This is a genomic window from Bartonella sp. ML70XJBT, from assembly GCF_028618425.1.
Lineage (GTDB): Bacteria > Pseudomonadota > Alphaproteobacteria > Rhizobiales > Rhizobiaceae > Bartonella.
In genome coordinates, this window is the sequence record NZ_JAQISX010000001.1 from 39,408 (window position 1) to 61,683 (window position 22,276).

General features: G+C 35.5%; 21 protein-coding genes. 8 read left to right on the plus strand and 13 right to left on the minus strand.

Going from position 1 to position 22,276, the window contains the following annotated elements:
• Positions 1-23: 23 nt before the first annotated feature.
• Together gloB and PVV65_RS00180 are read left to right on the plus strand one after the other, a co-directional pair.
• Positions 24-785, plus strand: a complete 762-nt coding sequence (gene gloB, locus PVV65_RS00175; protein ID WP_273788769.1) for a hydroxyacylglutathione hydrolase — start codon at positions 24-26, stop codon at positions 783-785.
• A gap of 451 nt (positions 786-1,236) precedes the next feature.
• Positions 1,237-1,584: a hypothetical protein gene (locus PVV65_RS00180; protein ID WP_273788770.1), complete on the plus strand. Its 348-nt coding sequence runs from the start codon at positions 1,237-1,239 to the stop codon at positions 1,582-1,584.
• A 65-nt stretch (positions 1,585-1,649) separates the two neighbouring features.
• Here the strand turns inward: PVV65_RS00180 and PVV65_RS00185 are convergent, their stop codons facing one another.
• The 6 genes from PVV65_RS00185 to rho form a co-directional block, all read right to left on the minus strand.
• On the minus strand, positions 1,650-2,555 hold the full coding sequence (locus PVV65_RS00185; RefSeq protein ID WP_273788771.1) for a ParB/RepB/Spo0J family partition protein: 906 nt from the start codon (positions 2,553-2,555) through the stop codon (positions 1,650-1,652).
• Between the two features lie 45 nt (positions 2,556-2,600).
• On the minus strand, positions 2,601-3,398 hold the full coding sequence (locus PVV65_RS00190; RefSeq protein WP_208442179.1) for a ParA family protein: 798 nt from the start codon (positions 3,396-3,398) through the stop codon (positions 2,601-2,603).
• Positions 3,399-3,404: 6 nt separating this feature from the next.
• Positions 3,405-4,052: a 16S rRNA (guanine(527)-N(7))-methyltransferase RsmG gene (rsmG, locus tag PVV65_RS00195; protein WP_273788772.1), complete on the minus strand. Its 648-nt coding sequence runs from the start codon at positions 4,050-4,052 to the stop codon at positions 3,405-3,407.
• Positions 4,052-5,920, minus strand: coding sequence for a tRNA uridine-5-carboxymethylaminomethyl(34) synthesis enzyme MnmG (mnmG, locus tag PVV65_RS00200; protein WP_273788773.1), 1,869 nt, complete (start codon positions 5,918-5,920; stop codon positions 4,052-4,054). Before mnmG ends, rsmG begins: the two co-directional genes overlap by 1 nt.
• Positions 5,921-6,031: 111 nt before the next feature.
• Positions 6,032-7,339 carry a tRNA uridine-5-carboxymethylaminomethyl(34) synthesis GTPase MnmE gene (gene mnmE / locus PVV65_RS00205; protein WP_273788774.1) on the minus strand — a complete coding sequence of 436 codons (1,308 nt, stop codon included), beginning with the start codon at positions 7,337-7,339 and terminating at the stop codon, positions 6,032-6,034.
• 33 nt (positions 7,340-7,372) lie between these two features.
• A complete protein-coding gene (rho, locus tag PVV65_RS00210; protein ID WP_007347262.1) occupies positions 7,373-8,638 on the minus strand; it encodes a transcription termination factor Rho in 1,266 nt (421 codons plus the stop codon).
• Between the two features lie 558 nt (positions 8,639-9,196).
• On the opposite strand from rho, the gene PVV65_RS00215 reads away from it, so the two are divergent.
• The 6 genes from PVV65_RS00215 to polA all read left to right on the plus strand — a co-directional run bounded on the left by PVV65_RS00215 (position 9,197) and on the right by polA (position 16,012).
• Positions 9,197-10,021, plus strand: a complete 825-nt coding sequence (locus PVV65_RS00215) for a pyruvate, water dikinase regulatory protein (RefSeq protein ID WP_273788775.1) — start codon at positions 9,197-9,199, stop codon at positions 10,019-10,021.
• A 9-nt stretch (positions 10,022-10,030) separates the two neighbouring features.
• Positions 10,031-10,627: a Maf family nucleotide pyrophosphatase gene (locus PVV65_RS00220; RefSeq protein WP_273788776.1), complete on the plus strand. Its 597-nt coding sequence runs from the start codon at positions 10,031-10,033 to the stop codon at positions 10,625-10,627.
• Positions 10,620-11,501 (plus strand): shikimate dehydrogenase, encoded by an 882-nt coding sequence (locus PVV65_RS00225; protein ID WP_273788777.1) that lies wholly within the window; start codon positions 10,620-10,622, stop codon positions 11,499-11,501. Before PVV65_RS00220 ends, PVV65_RS00225 begins: the two co-directional genes overlap by 8 nt.
• Positions 11,498-12,085, plus strand: coding sequence for a dephospho-CoA kinase (gene coaE, locus PVV65_RS00230; protein WP_273788778.1), 588 nt, complete (start codon positions 11,498-11,500; stop codon positions 12,083-12,085). Before PVV65_RS00225 ends, coaE begins: the two co-directional genes overlap by 4 nt.
• 4 nt (positions 12,086-12,089) lie before the next feature.
• Positions 12,090-12,797: a DNA polymerase III subunit epsilon gene (gene dnaQ, locus PVV65_RS00235; protein WP_273788779.1), complete on the plus strand. Its 708-nt coding sequence runs from the start codon at positions 12,090-12,092 to the stop codon at positions 12,795-12,797.
• A 308-nt stretch (positions 12,798-13,105) separates the two neighbouring features.
• Positions 13,106-16,012, plus strand: coding sequence for a DNA polymerase I (gene polA, locus PVV65_RS00240; protein WP_273788780.1), 2,907 nt, complete (start codon positions 13,106-13,108; stop codon positions 16,010-16,012).
• Between the two features lie 6 nt (positions 16,013-16,018).
• On the opposite strand, the gene PVV65_RS00245 is transcribed toward polA, so the two are convergent.
• The 7 genes from PVV65_RS00245 to ihfB form a co-directional block, all read right to left on the minus strand.
• Positions 16,019-16,882: an endonuclease/exonuclease/phosphatase family protein gene (locus tag PVV65_RS00245; RefSeq protein ID WP_273754075.1), complete on the minus strand. Its 864-nt coding sequence runs from the start codon at positions 16,880-16,882 to the stop codon at positions 16,019-16,021.
• A 112-nt stretch (positions 16,883-16,994) separates the two neighbouring features.
• Positions 16,995-17,768, minus strand: coding sequence for a Bax inhibitor-1/YccA family protein (locus PVV65_RS00250; protein WP_120122721.1), 774 nt, complete (start codon positions 17,766-17,768; stop codon positions 16,995-16,997).
• Positions 17,769-19,236: 1,468 nt separating this feature from the next.
• On the minus strand, positions 19,237-19,740 hold the full coding sequence (gene lspA, locus PVV65_RS00255; protein ID WP_273753952.1) for a signal peptidase II: 504 nt from the start codon (positions 19,738-19,740) through the stop codon (positions 19,237-19,239).
• Positions 19,737-20,585: an RNA methyltransferase gene (locus tag PVV65_RS00260; RefSeq protein WP_273753951.1), complete on the minus strand. Its 849-nt coding sequence runs from the start codon at positions 20,583-20,585 to the stop codon at positions 19,737-19,739. Before PVV65_RS00260 ends, lspA begins: the two co-directional genes overlap by 4 nt.
• Positions 20,586-20,587: 2 nt before the next feature.
• The gene (locus PVV65_RS00265; protein WP_273788781.1) at positions 20,588-21,520 is read right to left on the minus strand and encodes a class I SAM-dependent methyltransferase; all 933 of its coding nucleotides are present in this window, start codon (positions 21,518-21,520) and stop codon (positions 20,588-20,590) included.
• 160 nt (positions 21,521-21,680) lie between these two features.
• On the minus strand, positions 21,681-21,977 hold the full coding sequence (locus PVV65_RS00270) for a lipopolysaccharide assembly protein LapA domain-containing protein (RefSeq protein ID WP_273788782.1): 297 nt from the start codon (positions 21,975-21,977) through the stop codon (positions 21,681-21,683).
• Between the two features lie 7 nt (positions 21,978-21,984).
• Positions 21,985-22,263, minus strand: coding sequence for an integration host factor subunit beta (gene ihfB, locus PVV65_RS00275; protein WP_273788783.1), 279 nt, complete (start codon positions 22,261-22,263; stop codon positions 21,985-21,987).
• Positions 22,264-22,276 lie beyond the last annotated feature (13 nt).

Genomic DNA, 22,276 nt, shown 5'->3' on the forward strand with positions numbered 1-22,276 from the left:
TATACTGTTCATGGAGAAAAGACATGTTAATTGAACAGTTTATCTGTAGAGAAGATAATTTCGGTGTACTCATTCATGATGAAAAAAGCGGCTATACAGCCGCTATTGATGCTCCTGAAAGTAAAGCTATCCATAATGCTTTAAAACGCCGTAATTGGACACTTCAGACTGTTTTTATAACACACCATCATCATGACCATGTGGAAGCACTAGCTGAGTTAAAACAAGTCTATAAGACTATTGTTATCGGACCAGAAGCAGAAAAAGAAAAAATTCATCACCTTGATAAAACACTTCAGCCTGACGAAAGCCTTTTCTTTGGCAATCAAACAATTTTAGCGCTTTCAACACCTGGTCATACATTAGGCGCCTTATCTTATTATTTTCCTGAAAAAAAACTCCTCTTTGCTGGAGATACGCTCTTTTCACTTGGCTGCGGACGTCTTTTTGAAGGAACCCCAGCACAAATGCTGGATTCTTTTAAAAAACTTCGTCAACTTCCCGATGAAACGCTTCTTTATTGTGGCCATGAATACACCAAAAACAATGCTCTTTTCGCATTGATGCTTGATCCACATAATCAAAAACTTCAACAAAGAGCAGAAGAAGTTTTTTTATTGTGCAAAAAAAATGCCATGACTCTTCCTGTTACTTTAGGTCAAGAAAAAGCAACAAATCCCTTTCTTCGTTGGGATGATCATACAATCAGAAAAAATCTTGCCATGGAGGATGCAACAGATGAAGAAGTTTTTGCTGAAATTCGGAAAAAAAAGGATAATTTTTAATCATATTTAGTTTTACATTATGCTTTCTGTTCCTTTTTTCTTTCACATCATATACTAAAATATACTAAATAAAAAAACAGATAATCGCTTTCCTCCATAATCTGTCTTTGCAAATGATCTCTTAACAGCGTATTTTATTTTAAAGGCAGAGAAAATGGAAAAAGAATATAAAAATCTCTCTCCAAATTCAAAAATAATCAACAGAAAAAATGACACTTCCTATATTTCTAACAAACTAAGAATCATGGTCATTTTAGAAAAAACAACCTAAGATCTAAAGATTTTGTTGCTTATACCTTAACACTTATAGAAGTATAGATGTCCTTGCATTTATATCCGAAAAAGAGTTTTTACCTCAGTAAAAATATTCTATCTCTAAACAATCTTAAATTTTTAAAAAACATTTAAGATAACCACTCTCCTAAGAAGCTATGAAGAGCTCTTTTTTTAGATGAATTTATCAATTCTGAAATATAAAAAAAAAGAAACAGATAATCATTCTTCTCTATTACCCCTCGTTGCCAATTATCCTTTAACAGAAGATTTTCTTTTAAAGTTGGAAAAAATAGGAAAAGAATGTCAAAATTTATCTCCAGAGCCAGAAACATCTAAGATCAAAAATGATCCAACCACTCATAATGAGTGTATTGAAGGATATATCGCTTATATTTTTCGTAAACCACAACTTGTAAATTTTTTAAGAAAAAATAATCTTACACTTAAATATTTTGTTGTTGGTCACTTAGCACTTCAAGGCAACACTAAATATCCTTACAAACGAAGAAAACTCCCCTCATAAACAAAACATTATACCTTTAAGCAATATTGAATTTGATAAAAAACTTTTTTATTTTGAATAATTGATTAGCTTTGCAAACGCCGACAGATATCATCTAATTGTTCTAACGAAGAGTAGTGTATTTTTAAATCACCACCTTTCTTCCCATGCCTAATAATAACTTTCATTCCGATGACATCTGCAAGCAACTTTTCTAAAGATTTAGTTTCCGCATCTTTTTCTATAGAGGTTCGTTTTTTGACCTTCGGGTTAGCCTGTTCATAGGCAAGTACTTCAGTTTGACGCACAGAAAGACCTTCACTAATAATTTTTTTAGCCAAATTTTGTGGATTATCGACGGTTATAAGACAACGCGCATGACCAGCAGAGAGTTGGCCATCAGTTAAAAATTGTTGTACTTTTTCTGGCAATTTTAACAAACGAAGCGTATTTGCAACATGACTTCGACTTTTTCCAATGACCTGCGCCAAATCTACTTGCGTATAACCATGTTCATTCAGCAAAAGTTCATACCCCATTGCTTCTTCAATAGGATTAAGATCGGCACGCTGAACATTTTCAATAATTGCCAATTCTAAAGCCGTTTTATCATCCACATCGCGAATAATTACTGGCAATTGACTTAAATGAGCACGCTGTGCAGCACGCCATCGCCGTTCACCAGCAATTAATTCAAATAACTGAGGATTTTTGCGTGAAGGTCTTACAATAACAGGTTGAACAACACCATGCTGACGAATTGATTGTGCTAAATTATCAAGTTCTGCTTCAGTAAAATGGCGCCGTGGATTATGTGGATTACACGAAATAGCTTCAAGTGAAACAAACCGCTCAGAATGTGGAGAAACTGAACCAAACTCTGCTAATTTTTCAACACCTGGCGAACGTGTAAGACTGTTATTCAAACTCATATCACCAATCAATGCTGCTAATCCACGTCCCAGTCTTTTTTTTGATTGATCATCATTCATAATTTCACTCTTTGAGTTTTCTTTACAAAAATTATTTTTACATTTCTAAGCAGCAGCATGTGCTTGTTTTTCACGTTGTATGACCTCTGATGCTAGACGCAAATAAGCCTGACTTCCTGCACATTTGAGATCATAAAGCAATACGGGTTTACCAAAAGAAGGTGCTTCTGATACCCGCACATTTCTTGGAATAACGGTACGATAAACTTTATCTCCCATAAAAGAACGTACATCTTCAACAACTTGATTTGAAAGATTATTCCGTCCATCATACATGGTAAGAACAATGCCTTGAATTTCCAGAGATGGATTGAGTACGGATCGTACTTGTTTAACCGTTTCAAGCAATTGACTTAATCCCTCAAGTGCTAAAAATTCACATTGCATAGGCACCAAAACAGAATCTGCAGCTCCCATAGCATTCAATGTCAGAAGATTAAGAGATGGGGGACAATCAATCAAAATATAACTGAATTTTTTCTCCATTTTTGGATCATCGTAGAGAGCTTTACGTAACCGTTGAATACGATCTTTTGATGAAGAAATTTCCATTTCAACACCTAACAAATCAAGTGTAGAAGGAACAATATAAAGATTAGGTACCGCTGTTTTTAAAGCAGCTTTTGTTACTGAAACCCCTGAAACCAAAACATCATAAGAAGATAAAGGACGGTTATTACGATCTATTCCCAATCCTGTACTCGCATTTCCTTGTGGATCAACATCCATAATAAGAACATTTTCCCCAATGGCTGCTAAAGCTGTTGCAAGATTAATTGCTGTGGTTGTTTTTCCTACCCCACCTTTTTGGTTTGCAATAGCGATAATTCGTGTTTCGCTCATTTTGCTTTACCCTCTACATGATCGAAGATGAGAAATTTCCAAAATAACAGAATTTTCATCAATTTTGCTTTTATGTTTTAGCAGATCAAATTGCCAATTGGCAGAGGCTTTTTTTATTTCTGTAGAGTAATCCCGTCCTTTTTGCAAAACAGCGATTGTTTTTTGTGTGAATAAAGGAAAAATAAGCCTTAAAAGTTCATCAAGTGAAGCTAATCCCCGTGCTGTTATAACCTCTGGTTTTGCTATTTTTTTGTATACATCCTCAATTCTGTGGTGATAAACTGTCGCTGGAAGATCAAGTTCAGCAATGACTGTACGTAAAAAAGCGACTTTTTTTCCATTACTTTCAATAAGATCAATATGTCCGCCTTTTTTTTCTTTCATAAAGAGAGCAATAACAATTGCAGGAAACCCACCACCTGATCCAAGATCACACCAATGTAGTAAATCACTATATAAAGGATAGATTTGTGCTGAATCCAAAATATGACGTGTCCACAGCAGAGGTATTGTTGAAGAAGATATTAAATTAATATGCTTATTCCACTGCATTATTAAAGTCTCAAATTGTATTAATTTTTCCATCGTTTCACGTGAAACAGAAGGAACGATATCTGAGAGTAGTTGATATTTTTTTTCTATAGAAAGATTCATTAAGCTATTTTAGCCTTTTCACGTCGTTGACGTTGAATATATGTAACAATAAGCGATAATGCTGCGGGTGTCATACCATCAATTTTTTGTGCATCAGCAATTGAACGCGGTGAAATTTCTTGAATTTTCGTTTTAAGCTCATTTGAAAGACCAGAAATTGACTGAATATCAAGCGAAGAGGGAATTTCTAAACGCTCATCACGTTGAAGAGACGCTATATCTTGTGCTTGTTTTTCTAAATAAACCGCATATTGTGCTTCAATTTCTAAAGCTTCAACAGTTTTAGAATCAATTGACTGTAATTGTGGCCAAAAATGTGAAAGACGCTCTAAAGTCATATGAGGATAAGCAAGAAAATCATAAGCCGAACGCCGAATTCCATCATGATTTACATGTAATCCATAAGCAGAAGCTTCATTTGGTGTTAAAAAGAGATTTTGGCATATTGATCGTGCTTGATCAAGACGTTGTTGTTTTTTCTGATAACAATTCCAACGTATTTTACTGACAATTCCCCATTCTTGTGCCAAAGGTGTCAAACGTGTATCGGCATTATCAGATCGTAAAGATAAACGAAACTCAGCACGTGATGTAAACATTCTATAAGGTTCACACACCCCACGTGAAATTAAGTCATCTACCATAACACCAATATAAGCTGTAGAACGACTTATAAGTATTTCATCTAAACCACCCACCTTACGTGCCGCATTTAACCCTGCCAAAAGCCCCTGTGCTGCTGCTTCCTCATACCCTGTTGTACCATTAATTTGCCCCGCTAAAAAGAGTCCTGGCAAACAGCGTAATTCTAAATTTCTCGTCAACTGCTGTGGATTAACAAAATCATATTCAATAGCATAACCAGATTGTAAAATTTTCACATTTTCCAACCCTTCAATAGTTCTCAATAAAGAAATTTGTACATCCTCAGGAAGAGAAGTAGAAAGCCCATTTGGATAAATAGTATCATCATTTAATCCCTCTGGTTCCAGAAAAATCTGATGTCCATCGCGTTCACCAAATTTAATAATTTTATCCTCAATAGAAGGACAATAACGCGGACCTAATCCTTCAATATTTCCAGAATACAAAGCAGAACGATGAATATTTTCACGAATAATTTGATGTGTTTGCGCGTTTGTACGTGTTATTGCACATTCAATTTGTGGTTGTTCAATTTTCTCTGTTAAAAGAGAAAAAGGAACAGGATTTTCATCTGCTTGTTGTTTTGCAAGAGATTCCCAAAGGATTGTCTTTTTACTAAGACGCGCAGGCGTTCCTGTTTTTAACCTCCCAAGCTTTATATCATAACTTTTCAAACGTTCAGCAAGTTGAACGCTTGACTGATCCCCCATACGTCCAGCTGCCCATGTTTTATCACCAATATGAATAAGACCATTTAAAAATGTCCCCGTTGTTAAAACAACAGCCCCAGAAAAAACTTCTCCTTGATTTTTTAAAACAACACCCGAAACACTCTTATTTTTAACAATTAAATCAATAGCCTCATCTTCAATGAGAATAAGATTATCTTGTTCTTTCAAAAGTTTTTGAATCGCTTTTTTATAGAGTTGTCTATCAGCTTGAGTACGTGGTCCTCTTACTGCTGGTCCTTTCCGTCGATTAAGAAGTCTAAATTGAATTCCAGCAGCATCTGCTGCACGTCCCATAAGACCATCCAAAGCATCTATTTCACGAACCAGATGCCCTTTTCCAAGCCCACCGATAGCAGGATTACACGACATTGTTCCCAATGTTGCTATTTTATGTGTAACAAGAGCCGTTTTTGCCCCAACACGTGCCGAAGCACAAGCTGCTTCACAGCCAGCATGGCCACCACCAACAATGATAACATCATACGAGTGCATTAGAATTTATCCTATAGAAAATCTATTTTCAAGTTTCACGTGAAACAGAATTTATAAAATACATAATCTTTTGAATCTGTCTATGAAATAATCAATGTTTCACGTGAATCATTATTTACCAATACAAAATTCCGAAAAAATAATATCAAGTAAATCCTCAACATCTATATCACCCGTAATTTTTCCAAGAAAATCACTAGCACGACGAAGATGTTCTGCACGTAAACTGAGATCAAGAGATGGATAATTTATAGAAACCTCAATTTCTTTAACAGCTTCTTTTAAGAGCTGAAGTTGTCTTTTACGCGCTGGAACAAGATTTCCAATTTCAGCAGCACGACGTGAACAAAATGTCTCAAGTTCCTTAATAAAATAGTTAAAATTCAAACCTGTTGATGCAGAAAACTGTATAAAAAAATCAAATTCACTTTTTTCACAAAGATCAAGTTTATTACCAACATACCATATTTCAGCTGAAGTTTCTGGTAGTTCAATTTCCTTTGGCTTTGTCATATCATAAACAAAAATAACCAAATCAGCTTCTCTAACATGCTGCCTTGCAACTTCTATTCCTAATTGCTCAATTTTGTTTTCTGTTTCTCTAAAACCAGCAGTATCTGTCAAAAAAACTGGTAAACCACCAAAAACAAGTCTCATCTCTAAAGCATCACGCGTTGTTCCTGCCTCATCTGTCACAATAGCAACAGATCTTCCAGCCAAACGATTCATGATACTTGATTTTCCAGAATTTGGAGCACCAGCAATAACAATTTTTAACCCATCACGTAAGATACTTGCACGTTCTCCCTCATCAATATGTTTTTGAAGAGAACTACAAAGATCTTCCACATCTTTCCAAACTTTATCAGAGAGCGAATTTGGAACATCAGCTTCATCAAAAAAGTCAAGTTCTGCTTCAATAAAAGCACGTGCTTTCATAAGTTTATACCGCCAATCGCGATAAAGTTCTGTTAAATGCCCACTAGCACCCATAACTGCCAAACGCCGCTGACTTTCCGTTTCTGCTTCTATTAAATCAGCAAGACCTTCTGCTTGAACAAGATCTAATTTTCCTTCCATAAAAGCACGACGAGAAAACTCACCTGCTTCAGCCATACGGCATCCAGAAAATGTAGACAATTCATCAATAAAACGATTTACAACCGCTTTTCCTCCATGCAAATGAAACTCTGCACAATCTTCTCCTGTAAAACTATGAGGAGAAGGAAAAAAAACAGTCAAAGCAGCATCCAAAAAGCTACCATCACGAGCGGTAAGGTTTCCATAATGCATAAAACGCGGCTTAGGCAAACAGCCACAAAGCGTTTTAACAACATTTACAACATGAGGACCAGAAACTCGAATGACCGCAACCCCTGAAGGTAACAATCCACTCGAAACAGCAAAGATTGTATCCACAGGATGTATCCTAACCAAAAAAACTTATTTTTTTTATGTATTCATTGAATCAAAGAATTCACTATTGTTTTTCGTTTGTTTTAATTTATCAATTAAAAATTCAATTGCATCCGTTACATTCATAGGTGCTAAAATACGACGAAGTACGAAAATTTTATGTAAATCTTGCCGTGCTACTAAAAGCTCTTCCTTACGTGTTCCTGACTTCAAAATATCCATAGCAGGAAAAATACGCTTATCAGCAACTTTACGATCAAGAACGATTTCCGAATTACCTGTTCCTTTAAATTCTTCGAAAATAACCTCATCCATACGACTACCGGTATCAATCAAAGCTGTAGCAATAATAGTTAAAGACCCACCTTCTTCAATATTGCGCGCTGCACCAAAAAAACGTTTAGGACGCTGTAGAGCATTTGCATCCACACCACCTGTTAAAACCTTACCAGAGGAAGGAACAACCGTATTATAGGCACGCCCCAAACGTGTAATAGAATCAAGAAGAATAACAACATCACGCCCATATTCAACAAGACGTTTTGCTTTTTCAATAACCATTTCAGCTACTTGTACATGACGTATTGCTGGTTCATCAAAAGTAGAAGAAACAACTTCTCCTTTTACAGAACGTTGCATATCGGTAACTTCTTCTGGTCGTTCATCAATTAAAAGGACGATAAGATAACATTCAGGATGATTAGTCGTAATAGAATGAGCAATATTTTGAAGGAGAACTGTTTTTCCCGTCCGAGGTGGTGCAACAATTAATCCTCTTTGTCCTTTTCCCAATGGAGATATCAAATCAATCACACGCGATGACATATCCTTCTCTGTAGGGTCTTGTATTTCCATTTGGAAGCGCTCATTTGAATAAAGAGGCGTAAGATTATCAAAGTGAATTTTATAACGAATTTTTTCAGTTTTTTCAAAATTAATGGTATTAATTTTAAGAAGAGCAAAATAACGTTCCCCTTCTTTTGGACTCCGTATAGGACCTTCAATGGTATCACCTGTTTTTAAAGAAAATGATTGAATTTGTGCAGGTGAAAGATAAATATCATCAGGTCCAGGAAGATAATTAGCATCAGCAGATCGCAAAAATCCAAATCCATCTTGCAAAACTTCAACAACACCTTCTCCTATAATTTCTACATCTTGTAGAGCTAGTTTTTTCAAGATAGCGAACATTAATTCTTGTTTACGCATCAGGGAAGCATTTTCAACTTCTAATGTTTCAGCAAAAGAAACAAGTTCAACAGGATTTTTACTTTTAAGTTCTTGTAGTTTCATTTTTTGCATGAAATATGCTCTTTAAATTAAGGAGAGAATTACCTTGAACAATTTATGGAGATTTTATAGAACTAAATATTCTCAAGAAAGGAACATTTTACACTCAATTTCTTTAATCTGCAAGTACCATTTATATGAAATTTATTCGTATAATATTAAGAATATTATATAAAAATACAAAATTCAATATAATCTCTAATTATCCTATAACAAAAATATGATTTTAACTTATAGCATTCATTAAGTACCATTCAAGAGTATTTTTTACAGAATTTTTTATTAATAAATTTATATTAAAGATAAGGATTCTTTTTATTTAAAACTGTGTTTAGTGTGAATTATTATTTACACTTTATTTATCCTCAATTTTATCCACAAAAGAGAAGGAAAAAAAGATAAAAATAACACTCTCTTAAAGATGTTATCCCCTCTTTTCTCTTAAAAGAGGTTTTAGATTATCACAAGGGATTTATCTGTGTATAATAATGGAAGATTTTTTCTAAATTTTAGTTTTATAAAAAAGGCTAAGGATATATGCACATGTCTTAACAAGGAGTTAAAATTTTTGTGACAAAAGAAAAAAAATTCTTTCATTTACACATGCTTTCTGATGCAACGGGGGAAACATTAATTTCTGTTGGAAGAGCTGTAGCATCGCAGTATACAACGAGTCAGGCAACAGAGCATATCTATCCTATGATTCGTAATAAAATACAGTTACAAAAAGCTCTTGATGAAATACAACAAGAGCCTGGTATTGTTCTTTACACAATAATTGATGAAAAACTTAAACTTCTTCTTCAAAAAAGATGCGAAAAAATAAAAGTTCCTTATATTGATATATTACATCCTGTTTTAAATGCTTTTCAATCTTACCTTGGGATGCCAACCAACTTACGTGCGAGTGCACAACATGATCTTAATGCAGATTATTTTCGCCGTATTGAGGCATTGGATTTTACAATAGAGCATGATGATGGACAATCTTTCAGTAGCTTATCTGAAGCGGATGTAATTCTTGTAGGAATTTCAAGGACATCTAAAACACCAACAAGTATCTACTTAGCAAATCGTGGAATTAAAACGGCAAATGTTCCTCTTATTCCTAATATTGATTTGCCAGAATCCCTTTTAGAGGCAAAAAATTCTTTAATTATTGGTTTAATTGCTTCAGCTGAAAGAATCTCACATATTCGCCAAAATCGTGATTTGGGAGAAGGTTTTGCTCTTGATAATTATACAAATCGTATCAACATAGCTGAAGAATTAATCTATGCAAAACGCATTTGCGAACGTTTTAATTGGCCTATTATTGATGTCACAAGGCGCTCTATTGAAGAAACTGCAGCGGCAATATTTGAACTTTTATCACGATTTCGTGAAGGAAAGTGAGAGAATCTAATGGCAATAAATAGTTTAATATTAGCATCTCTTAGTTTTCATCGTGCACAATTATTAAAAAAAGCGGGTTTAAATTTTTTGGTTGAAGGAGCTTCTTTTGATGAAAGAGAAGTAGAAAAAAAAGCAAAAGAAAAAACACCTAAAGAACTCAGTTGTTTTCTTGCGAGTGCAAAAGCAAAAAATGTTTCTGATCGTTTTCCTGATGCTTTCGTTATTGGTTGCGATCAAGTGCTTGATTTGGAAGGTCAAGTTCTTCATAAAGTCATAAATAGTAAGGAAGCACATCAACGTTTATGCGAATTATCAGGAAAAAAACATTCTCTTCATAGTGCAGTAGCTTTATTTCATAATGGTCAAGAAATTTGGGTAGAATCTTTTAGTGCACATATGTTAGTACGTTCTCTTTCATCAGAGTTTATTGAACGTTATTTAGCGCGCGTGGGAATAGATGTCTTAAATAGTGTGGGAGTCTATCAAATTGAAGGAGAAGGAATTCATCTTTTTGATCAAATTGAAGGGGATTTTTTTACCATTATTGGTTTACCTTTGTTGCCCTTACTTATAAAACTGCGTCATTTAGGGGTTATTGATGGTTAATTTAACAAGAAAGCACGAAACAACAAAAGCTCCATGTGCTTTTGTTGTTGGTACTCCTATTCACCATTCAAAATCGCCAAAAATTCATAATTTTTGGCTTAAACAATATAATCTGCAAGGTGAATATATTGCGCAAGAAGTAACATCTGAAGAATTTAGAGGTTTTTTCACATCTATAAAAAAAAGGGGGTTTTGTGGAGGGAATATCACGCTACCCTATAAACAGGAAGCGTTTCATTTAGCGAATTATAAAGATGATGTAGCAACAATGATTGGTGCTGTTAATACGCTTTGGTATGAAGAAAATAAACTTTGTGCTACAAATAGTGATGCCTATGGTTTTAGTGCTAATCTTGATGATTTTTATCCTGATTGGGTAGGAGAAACAGCAGTTATTTTTGGGGCAGGTGGTGCTGCACGTGCTGTTCTGTATGCCTTAAAAAAACGTGGGTTTGAACGCATTTGCTTAGTTAATCGTACAAAGGGGCGAGCAGAAGATTTAGCACAGCATTTCGGGAAACCTGTGGAAGTTCACGATTGGCAGAATATAGATAAAATACTTTATCAAGCTGATTTAATTGTCAATACAACCTCTATAGGTATAACAACTCCATATGAGGAAAAAGAAAATTCTTTTTTTTGTGATTTTCATAAAGCAAAAACAACGGCATTGGTAACAGATATTGTTTACACACCATTGCTAACACCTTTTCTACAACAAGCAAAAGCACATGGTTTAAGGACTGTTGATGGGCTTGGTATGCTTTTACATCAGGCTGTTTTCGGATTTGAACGGTGGTTTGGAATAAGACCACAGGTTACAAAAGCATTACGAGCAGAAATTTTACAGGGTATGGGTGAAAAGACAGAATGAAAATCATAGGGCTGACCGGATCAATTGCTATGGGAAAATCGACAGTTGCTGTTTTTTTTAAACAAGCGGGTGTTCCTGTTTTTAGCGCTGATGAAGCAGTACATCAACTTTATAAGAGTGAACCGGCTGTATCACTTATAACACATATATTTCCCAATGTTATTGAGGATGGGAAGATTAACCGCCAAAAGCTTTCTAAAATTTTGATTGGTGATAAGAAAAAATTACAAATATTAGAAAAGATAATACATCCTTTAGTACAAAAAAAAGAAGAAGAATTTATTGAGACAGCACGTCAACAGGAAAAAAAATTAGTTGTTCTTGAGATTCCACTTCTTTTTGAAACAAATGGTGAAAAACGTGTAGATAGTGTTGTTGTTGTCTCTACAACACGAGCAATACAAAAAGCACGTGTAATGATTCGCCAAGATATGAATGAAGAAAAATTTTCTTTTATTGATGCTAGACAAATGTCTGATGAAGAAAAACGTAAACGTGCTGATTTTATTATTGATACAGGAAAAGATTTAGAGAATACCCGTAAACAAGTTTTGTACGTGATAAAAAATTTACTAAAGAATTGAAGTCATGCGTGAAGTTATTTTTGATACAGAAACAACAGGTTTAGATAAAGAGAAAGATCGCATAATCGAAATCGGTTGTGTTGAGATGGTTGATCGTTATCTTACAGAAAGCCGATTCCATGTTTATTTGAATCCACAAGGTGTTCTTATACCTGATGAAGTTGTAGCAATTCATGGATTAACCAATGAACGCCTAAAAAATGAAAAAAGCTTTAGTGATATTGCTGATGAATTTTTGGAATTTATCAATGGCGCAACAATGATTGCCCATAATGCAAGTTTTGATATAGGTTTTATTAATGCAGAATTAAAACGCGTCAATAAGCCGCTTATCAGTGTTGATAATATTCTTGATACATTGGCTATGGCGCGGCGTAAATTTCCTATGGGTCCTAATTCTCTTGATATTTTATGCAAACGTTTCGGAATTGATAATAGTCATCGTGTTCTTCATGGCGCTTTGCTTGATGCGGAGATTTTAGCCGATGTTTATATTGAACTGATTGGTGGAAAGCAGGGTGTATTGGGTTTTGAGAACAAAAGAAATGTTAATGAACATATCAAAAATGATAAAGATACACCTTATGCAGTTAAATCTCGTCCACAAGCTTTACCTTCAAGGTTGAGTGCACAAGAGAAAAAGTTGCATGCTGATTTTATCAATAAAATGGGTGAAAAAGCTCTGTGGAATAATTTCAAAATTCATGAATAACATTCTTACCTTTTTTCTAAAAAGGTTATTTAAGATTAAAAATATAAAATACGGATATCAAAAAAACGGTCGTTGTGGGGAGGGGAACACCACAACGACCTTGTCGCTACATCGTACCTCAGCTATCATAGGAGGAGCAAAATGAAAGCTATTAATCCTGTAACAGCAAAGAAAAGCTCTAGGTACATAATATAAAATGCAACGACTTCACGTCTTATGGAAAGAAAAAATGGCTTTTTAGAGGCAAAATGAAAAAAATATATTAAGGGGAATGTATTTTTTAGCTGAAATGGAGAAATAAAATTGTCATGAAAGCAACAGATCATCTTTTGTTGGTTGATGGATCAGGCTATGTTTTTCGTGCTTACTATGCTTTACCACCTTTAAAACGTAAAAAGGATGGACTTCCTATAGGAGCAGTAGCTGGTTTTTGTAATATGTTATGGAAATTACTCTGTGATGCTCGTAACACAGCGACAGGTATTATTCCAACACACTTTGCTGTTATTTTTGATTATTCATCTGATACTTTTCGAAAACAAATCTATCCTCAGTATAAAGCGAATCGCTCTGAACCTCCCGAAGATTTAATTCCTCAATTCGCTTTAATACGCCAAGCAACAAAGGCTTTTAATTTGCCTTGTATTGAAAAGGAAGGATTTGAGGCAGATGATTTGATAGCGACCTATGCACAATTGGCAACAAAGGTTGGTGCAAAAACAACCATTATCTCTTCTGATAAGGATCTTATGCAACTCGTCAATAAGCATGTTTCTTTGTATGATGGGATGAAAAACAAGCATATAGGTATCTCAGAAGTTATAGAAAAATGGGGTGTTCCCCCTGAAAAGATGATCGATTTACAAGCATTAATTGGAGATGCAACGGATAATGTACCAGGTGTTCCAGGCATTGGTCCTAAAATTGCTGCCCAATTATTGAATCAATTTGATTCTCTTGATCTTTTATTGCAACGTGTGACTGAAATTAAACAAACAAAACGACGTGAAAACATACAAACTTATAGTGAACAGGTTAAAATTTCTCGTGAACTTGTTAGACTTAAAACAGATGTTCCTATAGACAGCGATTTAGATGATTTTATTTTGGAGCCACAAGATGGACCACGCTTAATTTCTTTTTTGAAAGCGATGGAATTTTCCACACTCACGCGTCGCGTGGCAGAAGCAACGTTATGTGATGCAGCAGCTATTGATGCCCTTGATATAGCTGTTGAGTGGGAAAAATCTGAAAAGGAGCGTGATTCTAATGTAAAGAAAGAAGATAGCATACTTCCTCATAACTTTTCTGAGAACTCTCCACAACAGCTAGCAGAAAAACGCAAAGATCAAGCACTAACTCAAAAAATTACAAGAGATGCTTATACAACGATTCTTGACGAAGGCGTTTTACAAGAATGGTTATGGCAAGCAGAAGAACAAGGCTTTTTTGCATTTGATACTGAAACAACATCCCTTGATCCCATGCAAGCAAAGCTTGTTGGTTTTTCCTTAGCATTACAACCGGAAAAAGCAGCTTATATACCTCTTGAGCATGTTGAAGGGAAAGATGATCTGTTGGGAGGCGCACGCATTGCAGAACAGATTAAAACCGAGAAGGCTTTAGCACTTTTAAAGCCAATATTGGAAGATTCTGCGGTGTTAAAAGTTGGTCAGAATGTAAAATATGATTGGTTGGTGATGAAACAATATGGCATCGTGATGCGCTGTTTTGATGACACCATGTTGTTTTCCTATGCTTTAGATGCTGGAACATTGACGCATAATATGGATGATTTATCTAAGCGTTGGCTTGGACATACAACAATTGCTTATAAAGATTTAACACATAATGGAAAAAAAATCACTTCTTTTGCACAAGTAGATTTGAAACAAGCAACGCTTTATGCGGCTGAAGATGCTGATGTAACACTCCGTTTGTGGCAAGTTTTAAAACCGCAACTTGTCTCTCAAGGAATGACTAAAATCTATGAACGTCTTGATAGACCACTCATAGAAGTTCTTGCAAGAATGGAAGAACGTGGAATTCTTGTTGATAGACAGATTCTGTTGCGTCTTTCAGGAGAATTAGCGCAGGCTGCTGCTTTTCTAGAAGAGGAAATTTATCAACTCGCGGATGAGAAATTCAATCTTGCTTCACCAAAGCAATTAGGTGATATTCTTTTTGGTAAAATGGGATTGCCTGGAGGAGCTAAAACCAAGGGGGGACAGTGGTCAACTTCTGCACAGACCTTAGAAGAATTAGCGGCCGAAGGTCATATTTTGCCACGTAAAGTTATTGATTGGCGCCAGCTTACAAAACTAAAATCGACTTATACAGATGCTTTACCCTCTTATATTTTACCAAAAACAGGACGTGTTCATACGAATTATTCTTTGGCAACAACATCAACGGGGCGGTTATCATCATCAGAACCAAATTTGCAAAATATTCCGGTACGGACTGTGGAGGGACGTAAAATCCGCACAGCTTTTATTGCTCCAAAAGGACATGTGTTGCTTTCGGCAGATTATAGCCAGATTGAATTGCGTATTCTTGCACATATTGCTGATATAAAAGCATTAAAAGAAGCTTTTGCTCAAGGACATGATATTCACGCTATAACGGCGTCAGAAATGTTTGGCGTTGTGATAGAGGGAATGCCTTCAGATATACGAAGGCGTGCAAAAGCGATTAATTTTGGTATTATTTATGGTATTTCAGCTTTTGGATTAGCCAATCAATTAGGGATTTCACGTCAAGAAGCAGGTCGTTATATTCAACTTTATTTTGAAAGATTTCCAGAAATTAAAGATTATATGGAAAAGACTAAAAGCTTTGCGCGTGAGAATGGTTATGTAGAAACAATTTTTGGACGTCGTATCCATTATCCAGAAATAAAAGCAAAGAATGTAAAAATTCGTTCTCTTAATGAGAGAGCGGCCATCAATGCTCCCATTCAAGGTTCTGCGGCCGATATTATTCGCCGCGCCATGATACAGATGGAAGATGCTTTAAAAGAAAAAAATCTATCAGCAAAAATGTTGCTGCAAGTGCATGATGAATTGATTTTTGAAGTACCAGAAGAGGAGAGTAAAAAAACCATGGCTGTTGTTAAAAATGTTATGGAAAATGCTACAATGCCTGTTCTCTCTTTGTCTGTACCCCTTGAAGTGAAAGTCATGACGGCTCAAAATTGGGATGAGGCACATTAACTTTTTTCATTTATTTTTAAGGATATTTATTGCATTAGCAAGATTAAGATAAGCTTTGATTGGCAAATGATCTGAGGCAATACGCGCAAGTGGTGAATGGTGATTTTCAAGACTTGTTACCAATTGGTGAGGAAAGGCAAAAATTCTATCAAGAGCAAGAAAAGGAAAGCGAGAGGGAAAGCTTGGTACAACTTTAAATGTGCTATCAAAATAGGGATAAAAATGGTTTAAAGATGAGCCTTTTCCCATCCGCCATTCGTTAAAATCTCCGATAAGAAGTGTAGGCATAAGGGAGCGTTTTTGCAAAATTGCAAGGAGCATTTTTGTTTGTTGTTTACGAGAATAACGTAATAAGCCAAAATGAGCCGCGATAATACGAATAGGGCCTGCTGCCATTTCCAGCTCGACAATGATAGCACCACGTGGTTCAATACCAGGAAGAGAGACTTGTAAAGTATCACGTACATATCCCTTTCGCAAAAAGAGAGCGTTCCCATGCCAACCGTGACCATGAGGTGACATAGTATTGAGAGGTACAGGGATCAAATTGGTTTCAGCTTTTAACAGCTGAAGATTAATCAAACCAATACGTTCTCCAAAACGTTTATCTGCTTCTTGAAGAGCAAGGATATCAACTTGTAATTCATTAATAACACGGACAATTCGTGTAGGATTAAAAATTTTATCAACACCTACACATTTATGCACATTATAAGAGGCAACGGTCAGGTCATAATGATTATTTGGGTTGAGGATATTTGACGTATGGTGAGAACGGCTATGGATTGCTTTTAAAAGGGTTTTATGGAGCTTTTGTTGAATAAAATCGCTAAACCAAGGGAGTTTTTGCTTGTAAAGTATTTTTGTCATTTTACGAAAAGAATAATCCCTAAAAGGCAAAGGATAAAAATTTACACTAAAAACGAAAGAACCTTGTCTCATTTAGAAACAAGGTTCTTTCATTAAGCGATGATTTCTGCAATCAATCACGGTTTGAACCGAGAAATTGTAGCAAGAAAACAAACATATTGATGAAATCAAGATAAAGACTCAACGCGCCCATAATAACTTTACGACCTCTGGTGTCGCCTTGATCTCCTTCATAATACATCAACTTAATGTTTTGAGTGTCGTAAGCTGTCAAACCAGCAAAGATAAAAACACCGATAACGGAGATAGCAAATTGCAAAGCGCTTGATCCAAGAAAAATATTCACAACCATGGAAAGCATCAAACCGATCAAACCTATGAAAAAGAATGAACCCATTGCTGTAAGATCACGCTTTGTTGTGTATCCATAAAGTGAAAGAGCTCCAAAAGTTGCAGCGGAAATGACAAAGGTTTGTACAATACTCTCTGTCGTATAACGTAAAACGATTGAAGATAATGAAAGCCCAACCAGAGCAGCATAGCCAAAAAAGAGGCTACGAGCAGCATTTGTACTCAATGTATTAATTTTAAAACTAAGGAATAAAACTGCAATGAGGGGCGCAAACATCACAATATAAGAGAATGGTGATGTATAAAATGTTACTCCAAATGATGTTAAATAAACACTGCTATTGATCTGAGCGGCTGCTTGGCTCATATCGGTTGTTGTTGCTAATGATACAATTGCATAGGCAGCAGCAGCTGTAATAAGCAAACCAATGGCCATTGTATTGTAAACACCCAACATATAGTCACGCAATCCCTGATCAATTGATGCATCAGCATGAGAAGCAGGCGCTGAACGTAAATTTTTAAAATTAGCCATAATATAAAATCCTTTAGCATATGTCCCGTCAGGCACTGGTTTTTTTAAATGTCTCTGTCTTTAAAGAGACAAGCTTTGTATAAGCCTTAATTTGGCGAATACAAAAAACCTTCAGAATCACTGGCGGAATTCCAGCATATCTCCTCTTATTATGGAGATTTATTTTAAAATTACAAGAGATTTATCAAAGCAATGAACCTTACAAATTGGTAAGGAAAAAGTTCATTTCCATGAAAAATATTTCTGTCTTCACCGTATTTTTGCAAAAGAAAAAGACGAAGCTAAGAAGCTTTTTATATTCACAGGAACCCTATAATTTCCACCTATAAAATATCTACCTTCACAGTGATGAGGAAAGTGGCGCGTAACATCGCGCTATTTTTCAATTTTCAAGATTGCATCTGCTCTACCCAGCCAGAAAATCTAATTGGGTTGAGTTTTTATATAACATATTGATATATAAAGATATATTAATTCTAAATACCCCTAAAAAAATATCGTAAGGTTTTCTGATGACAAATCTGTTTATATTAAAGCAATCAAGATCATTTTCCTGCACGATACGATTAGGATTGGCGTGCGGATAAAAAGTTCTAAAAAGGAGTAAAAATAGCGCTCATAAATTCTCTAAAATGCAAGAAGCTATAAGACAACATTGAGAGCTGTAAAATAATACGATGATGCAATTGTTTTTTCATAGCCATAAAAATGGTGGTGCACAGTGGGTTTTACATTATGAAACAAAAAAAATATATTTATAGGTCTATCACTTTGATTTGTTAGATTTTTTTGCATTAAAAATAAAAAGATTTGAAACAATGAAAAATAACAATTTAAAGCAGCTTAAATTCAATATAGAATTATGATTTATTATTTATAATCAATATATTAACTTTATAGTTTATTAAGAAAAGAAGAGGAGCATAGAAACTGAAATCGAAAAAACGAATAACAAGTATTTTTGTAAACAATTGTAATCATTTAATAAACACTTTCAATATTTCAAACTCTATTTATCGATGGAGATAAGGGTGTAGCACCCTATGCGTATCAGCTTGACTTAATAAAGGTGAAAACTGCTACTATCGTATTCTTTTTTGTCTCTAATGTTGCGGCAAACTTTGTATATGAAAGCTTTCATAAGGGGTATTTTCATTTATCCGCTCATCATATCCCTTATGAGGAACAGAGTACCATTGGATTCTCAATTTACTTACTTGTTTTAGAGATACTCTCAACGCTTTCCAAGCTCATTTTACGACAGAGTCCGTGAAAATAGTATAGCGTAAAAGCCATTTGAAGTCAGTTCTTTTGTATTGAGTAGAGATGGACATGTAAGGTTGAAGAAAACATAAAATTTTCATAAAGAAAAATATGTAAAATAATCAGTCTAAAGAATTAGTTAAGAGAGTTTGTAATTAGATTTATGATGGTTGAAAATCTCTGTTTTTTTAAGGCGATGAGAATATTAATGAGAAGATGTATGGCTAGAATGACGTTTTGCTTTCATCCAAGTGCGCAGTTCCTCAATAAGGATAGCAATAACACCAAGAGTGATAAAACTATCTGCAAGATTGAAAATAGCGAAATAAAAAATATCAGCAATGTGAAAAAGTATATAATCAGTGACATGATGAAAGCGAATACGATCAATAAGGTTGCCAATTGCTCCCCCAATAATAAGGACAAGACCAAAGCACGTTAAAAATTTATTATCTTCAGCATTTCTCCATAACCATAAAAGAAAGATAATTACAATGATCGTAATGGCAATGATTCCCCAGTGAGAAAAAGAAGAAAAAAACGAAAATGCAATGCCAGAATTATGCACATGATAAAGGGAAAGGAAAGGAATAAGCGGGATTTCTGTTCCTAAAGGCATATTGTGCATAACCCAGTACTTAACAGCTTGGTCAAGCCCGACTGTAAGGGTTAAGCCAAGGAGAAGAAAAGGGAGTGATTTGCGGATCATATTTTTTCCTCGCATGGTTCCAGTGTTAAATAAGGACGACGGATTTCATAAAGCATAACAGCTGTTGCTACTGCTAGATTAAGCGAGTCAGCGCGTCCACTTTGTGGAATACGCGCAAGTTTATCGCATCGACGTGTAAGAATATCTGACAGCCCCTGTTTTTCATTTCCCATTAAAAGGACTATCGGACCATTTTTGAAATCAAGTGTCCGATAATCCAGAGATCCTTTGAGATGCGTGCCAACAATCATGCCTTTAAAGTGAGTCGACCAGTTTAAAAAGGCGCTTTCATCAAAACGATAAAGGGGTATAGAGAAAATAGATCCCATGGTTGCACGAACTGTTTCAGGTGAAAAAGGATCTGTTGTTTCGCCAATTAAAAGAACACCTTTGGCACCTACAGCATCAGCAGTACGAATAATGGTCCCAAGATTTCCAGGATCACGCACACGATCAAGCGCGATGTAAACATCTTTAGCTTGCCCTTGTATTGTTTCAAGAGGTTGCCATTTTTGTTTGAAAATACCAATAACTGTTTGTGGGTTATCGCGTCGAGTAAGTGATTCCATAACCTTTAGTGAGGCTTTGATAACAAAAGCACCATTAGCTACAGCGCGTGCAGCAGTATTTTCGATAATGGCATTACCAATTTCGCTTTTAGAAAAAATAAGTGTCTGTATTGTCCAACCGAGATTGAGAGCGTCAATAACCAATTTCAATCCCTCTGCCATAAAAAGACCTTCGCGATTACGGTTTTTCTTTTGGTTAAGTGCTTTAAGATCTTTTATGATAGGGTTGCTAAGAGAGGTGATTTCTTTCACTCTACCAGTTTTTGTTCCACACATATTCAAGCAATCCAGCGGCTAAAAAGAGAAGTAGAAAGGGCGCGTCCTGCAACTTCTTCACGCAAAATGAGTTCTCCTGATTCGACCTTACCACCAAGATTTACAAATGTATCGCGCATTAAAGTATGAAGCGCAAAGAAGGAAGCACGAATGGAATAAGCTGTAAGGACAACAGAGAGCGGTTTATCAGAGAGGAGTTTACGACAATTTGTGATCATAGCTGGTAAATGATCAAAAAGTTGCCAAATTTCACCATGGGTTCCACGTCCATAAGCAGGGGGATCAAGAAGGATCATATCATAGCTTTTTTTGCGACGGAGTTCTCGCTCGACAAATTTTACAGCATCATCGCAAATCCAGCGAATAGAATGATCTGGTAATCCTGCTTTTTTCTGATTAGCTTTTGCCCACGCAATCGCTTTTTTAGAAGCATCAACATGGGTAACGTTTGCACCCGCTCGTGCTCCAATCAAAGAGGCAACACCTGTATAGCCAAAAAGATTCAATAGTTTTATAGGACGTGCAGCTTTTATGATTTGTTCTTCCATAGAGCGCCAATGGGCATCTTGTTCAGGAAAAACGCCTACATGACGAAAGGAAGTAAAACGCCCCAGAAAAGACAATCCATTCCAAGAAAGGGGCCATGTTTCATCTAGTGGCTTTTTAGGAAAATGCCAACGACCAACTCCTTCTTCATCACGGTTTCCTGTAAAAATAGCATCAACATCAGCCCATTGTTTTTGTGATAAAGCAGGTTTCCATAATGCTTGACCTTCTGGACGAATAATTCGATAATCTCCATAACGCTCTAATTTTTGTCCATTTCCAGAATCAATAAGAGCATAGTTTTCACTCATACCTGTTTCCAAAATAAGAGGCAACTTTTCCTGCGGATATCTATTCTTGTAGGGGGATTGAAAACATTGTGCAGGCATGTTTTGTATCACGGTATATGAGGTATAAAAAATTACTTTATAAAGCTCTTAAATGTTTCGTAAAAGTACAAAAGAACTAAAATCAATTAAAACACGTATAGAAAAAGACTCTATATTGACTATAAAATACTAATGGAAAAACTCTTTCATTAAAAGATCATTACACTAGATTTGTGATAGACATTTTCAATTTCTCAATCTCGGCTTTACTTTTTTTGAGAGCTTTTTTGCATTTGTGATAGGAAAACCAACGGATCAGATTTCCTAATAAAATACCAAGACCAAAGAAAATAAAAAGCCATATAAAGAGGGGAGCATGATAAGTAAAACTTTCAGAATTTTCTCGAAAAGGATCAAGTGTTAACGGAACCATTTGACGATTAGCTACAATAAAAACAACCAAAAAGGCTGTGATAATCACACCGATACTTGTTAGAAGAATACGTTTAATAATCATAAGTTTCTCACTGATTAAGACGGTCGCGTAAATCCTTGCCAGTTTTAAAAAAGGGAATCCACTTTTCTTCAACAACAACGGCTTCTCCAGTTCGTGGGTTACGTCCATTCCGAGCTGAACGGCTTTTTACAGAAAAAGCTCCAAATCCACGAAGTTCAACACGATCACCATTGGCAAGAGCTGTTGAAATTTCTTCAAAAATAGCGTTTACAATATTTTCCACATCCCGTTGAAAAAGATGCGGGTTATGACGAGCAATAATTTGCACAAGCTCTGATTTAACCACAATAGCCTCACTT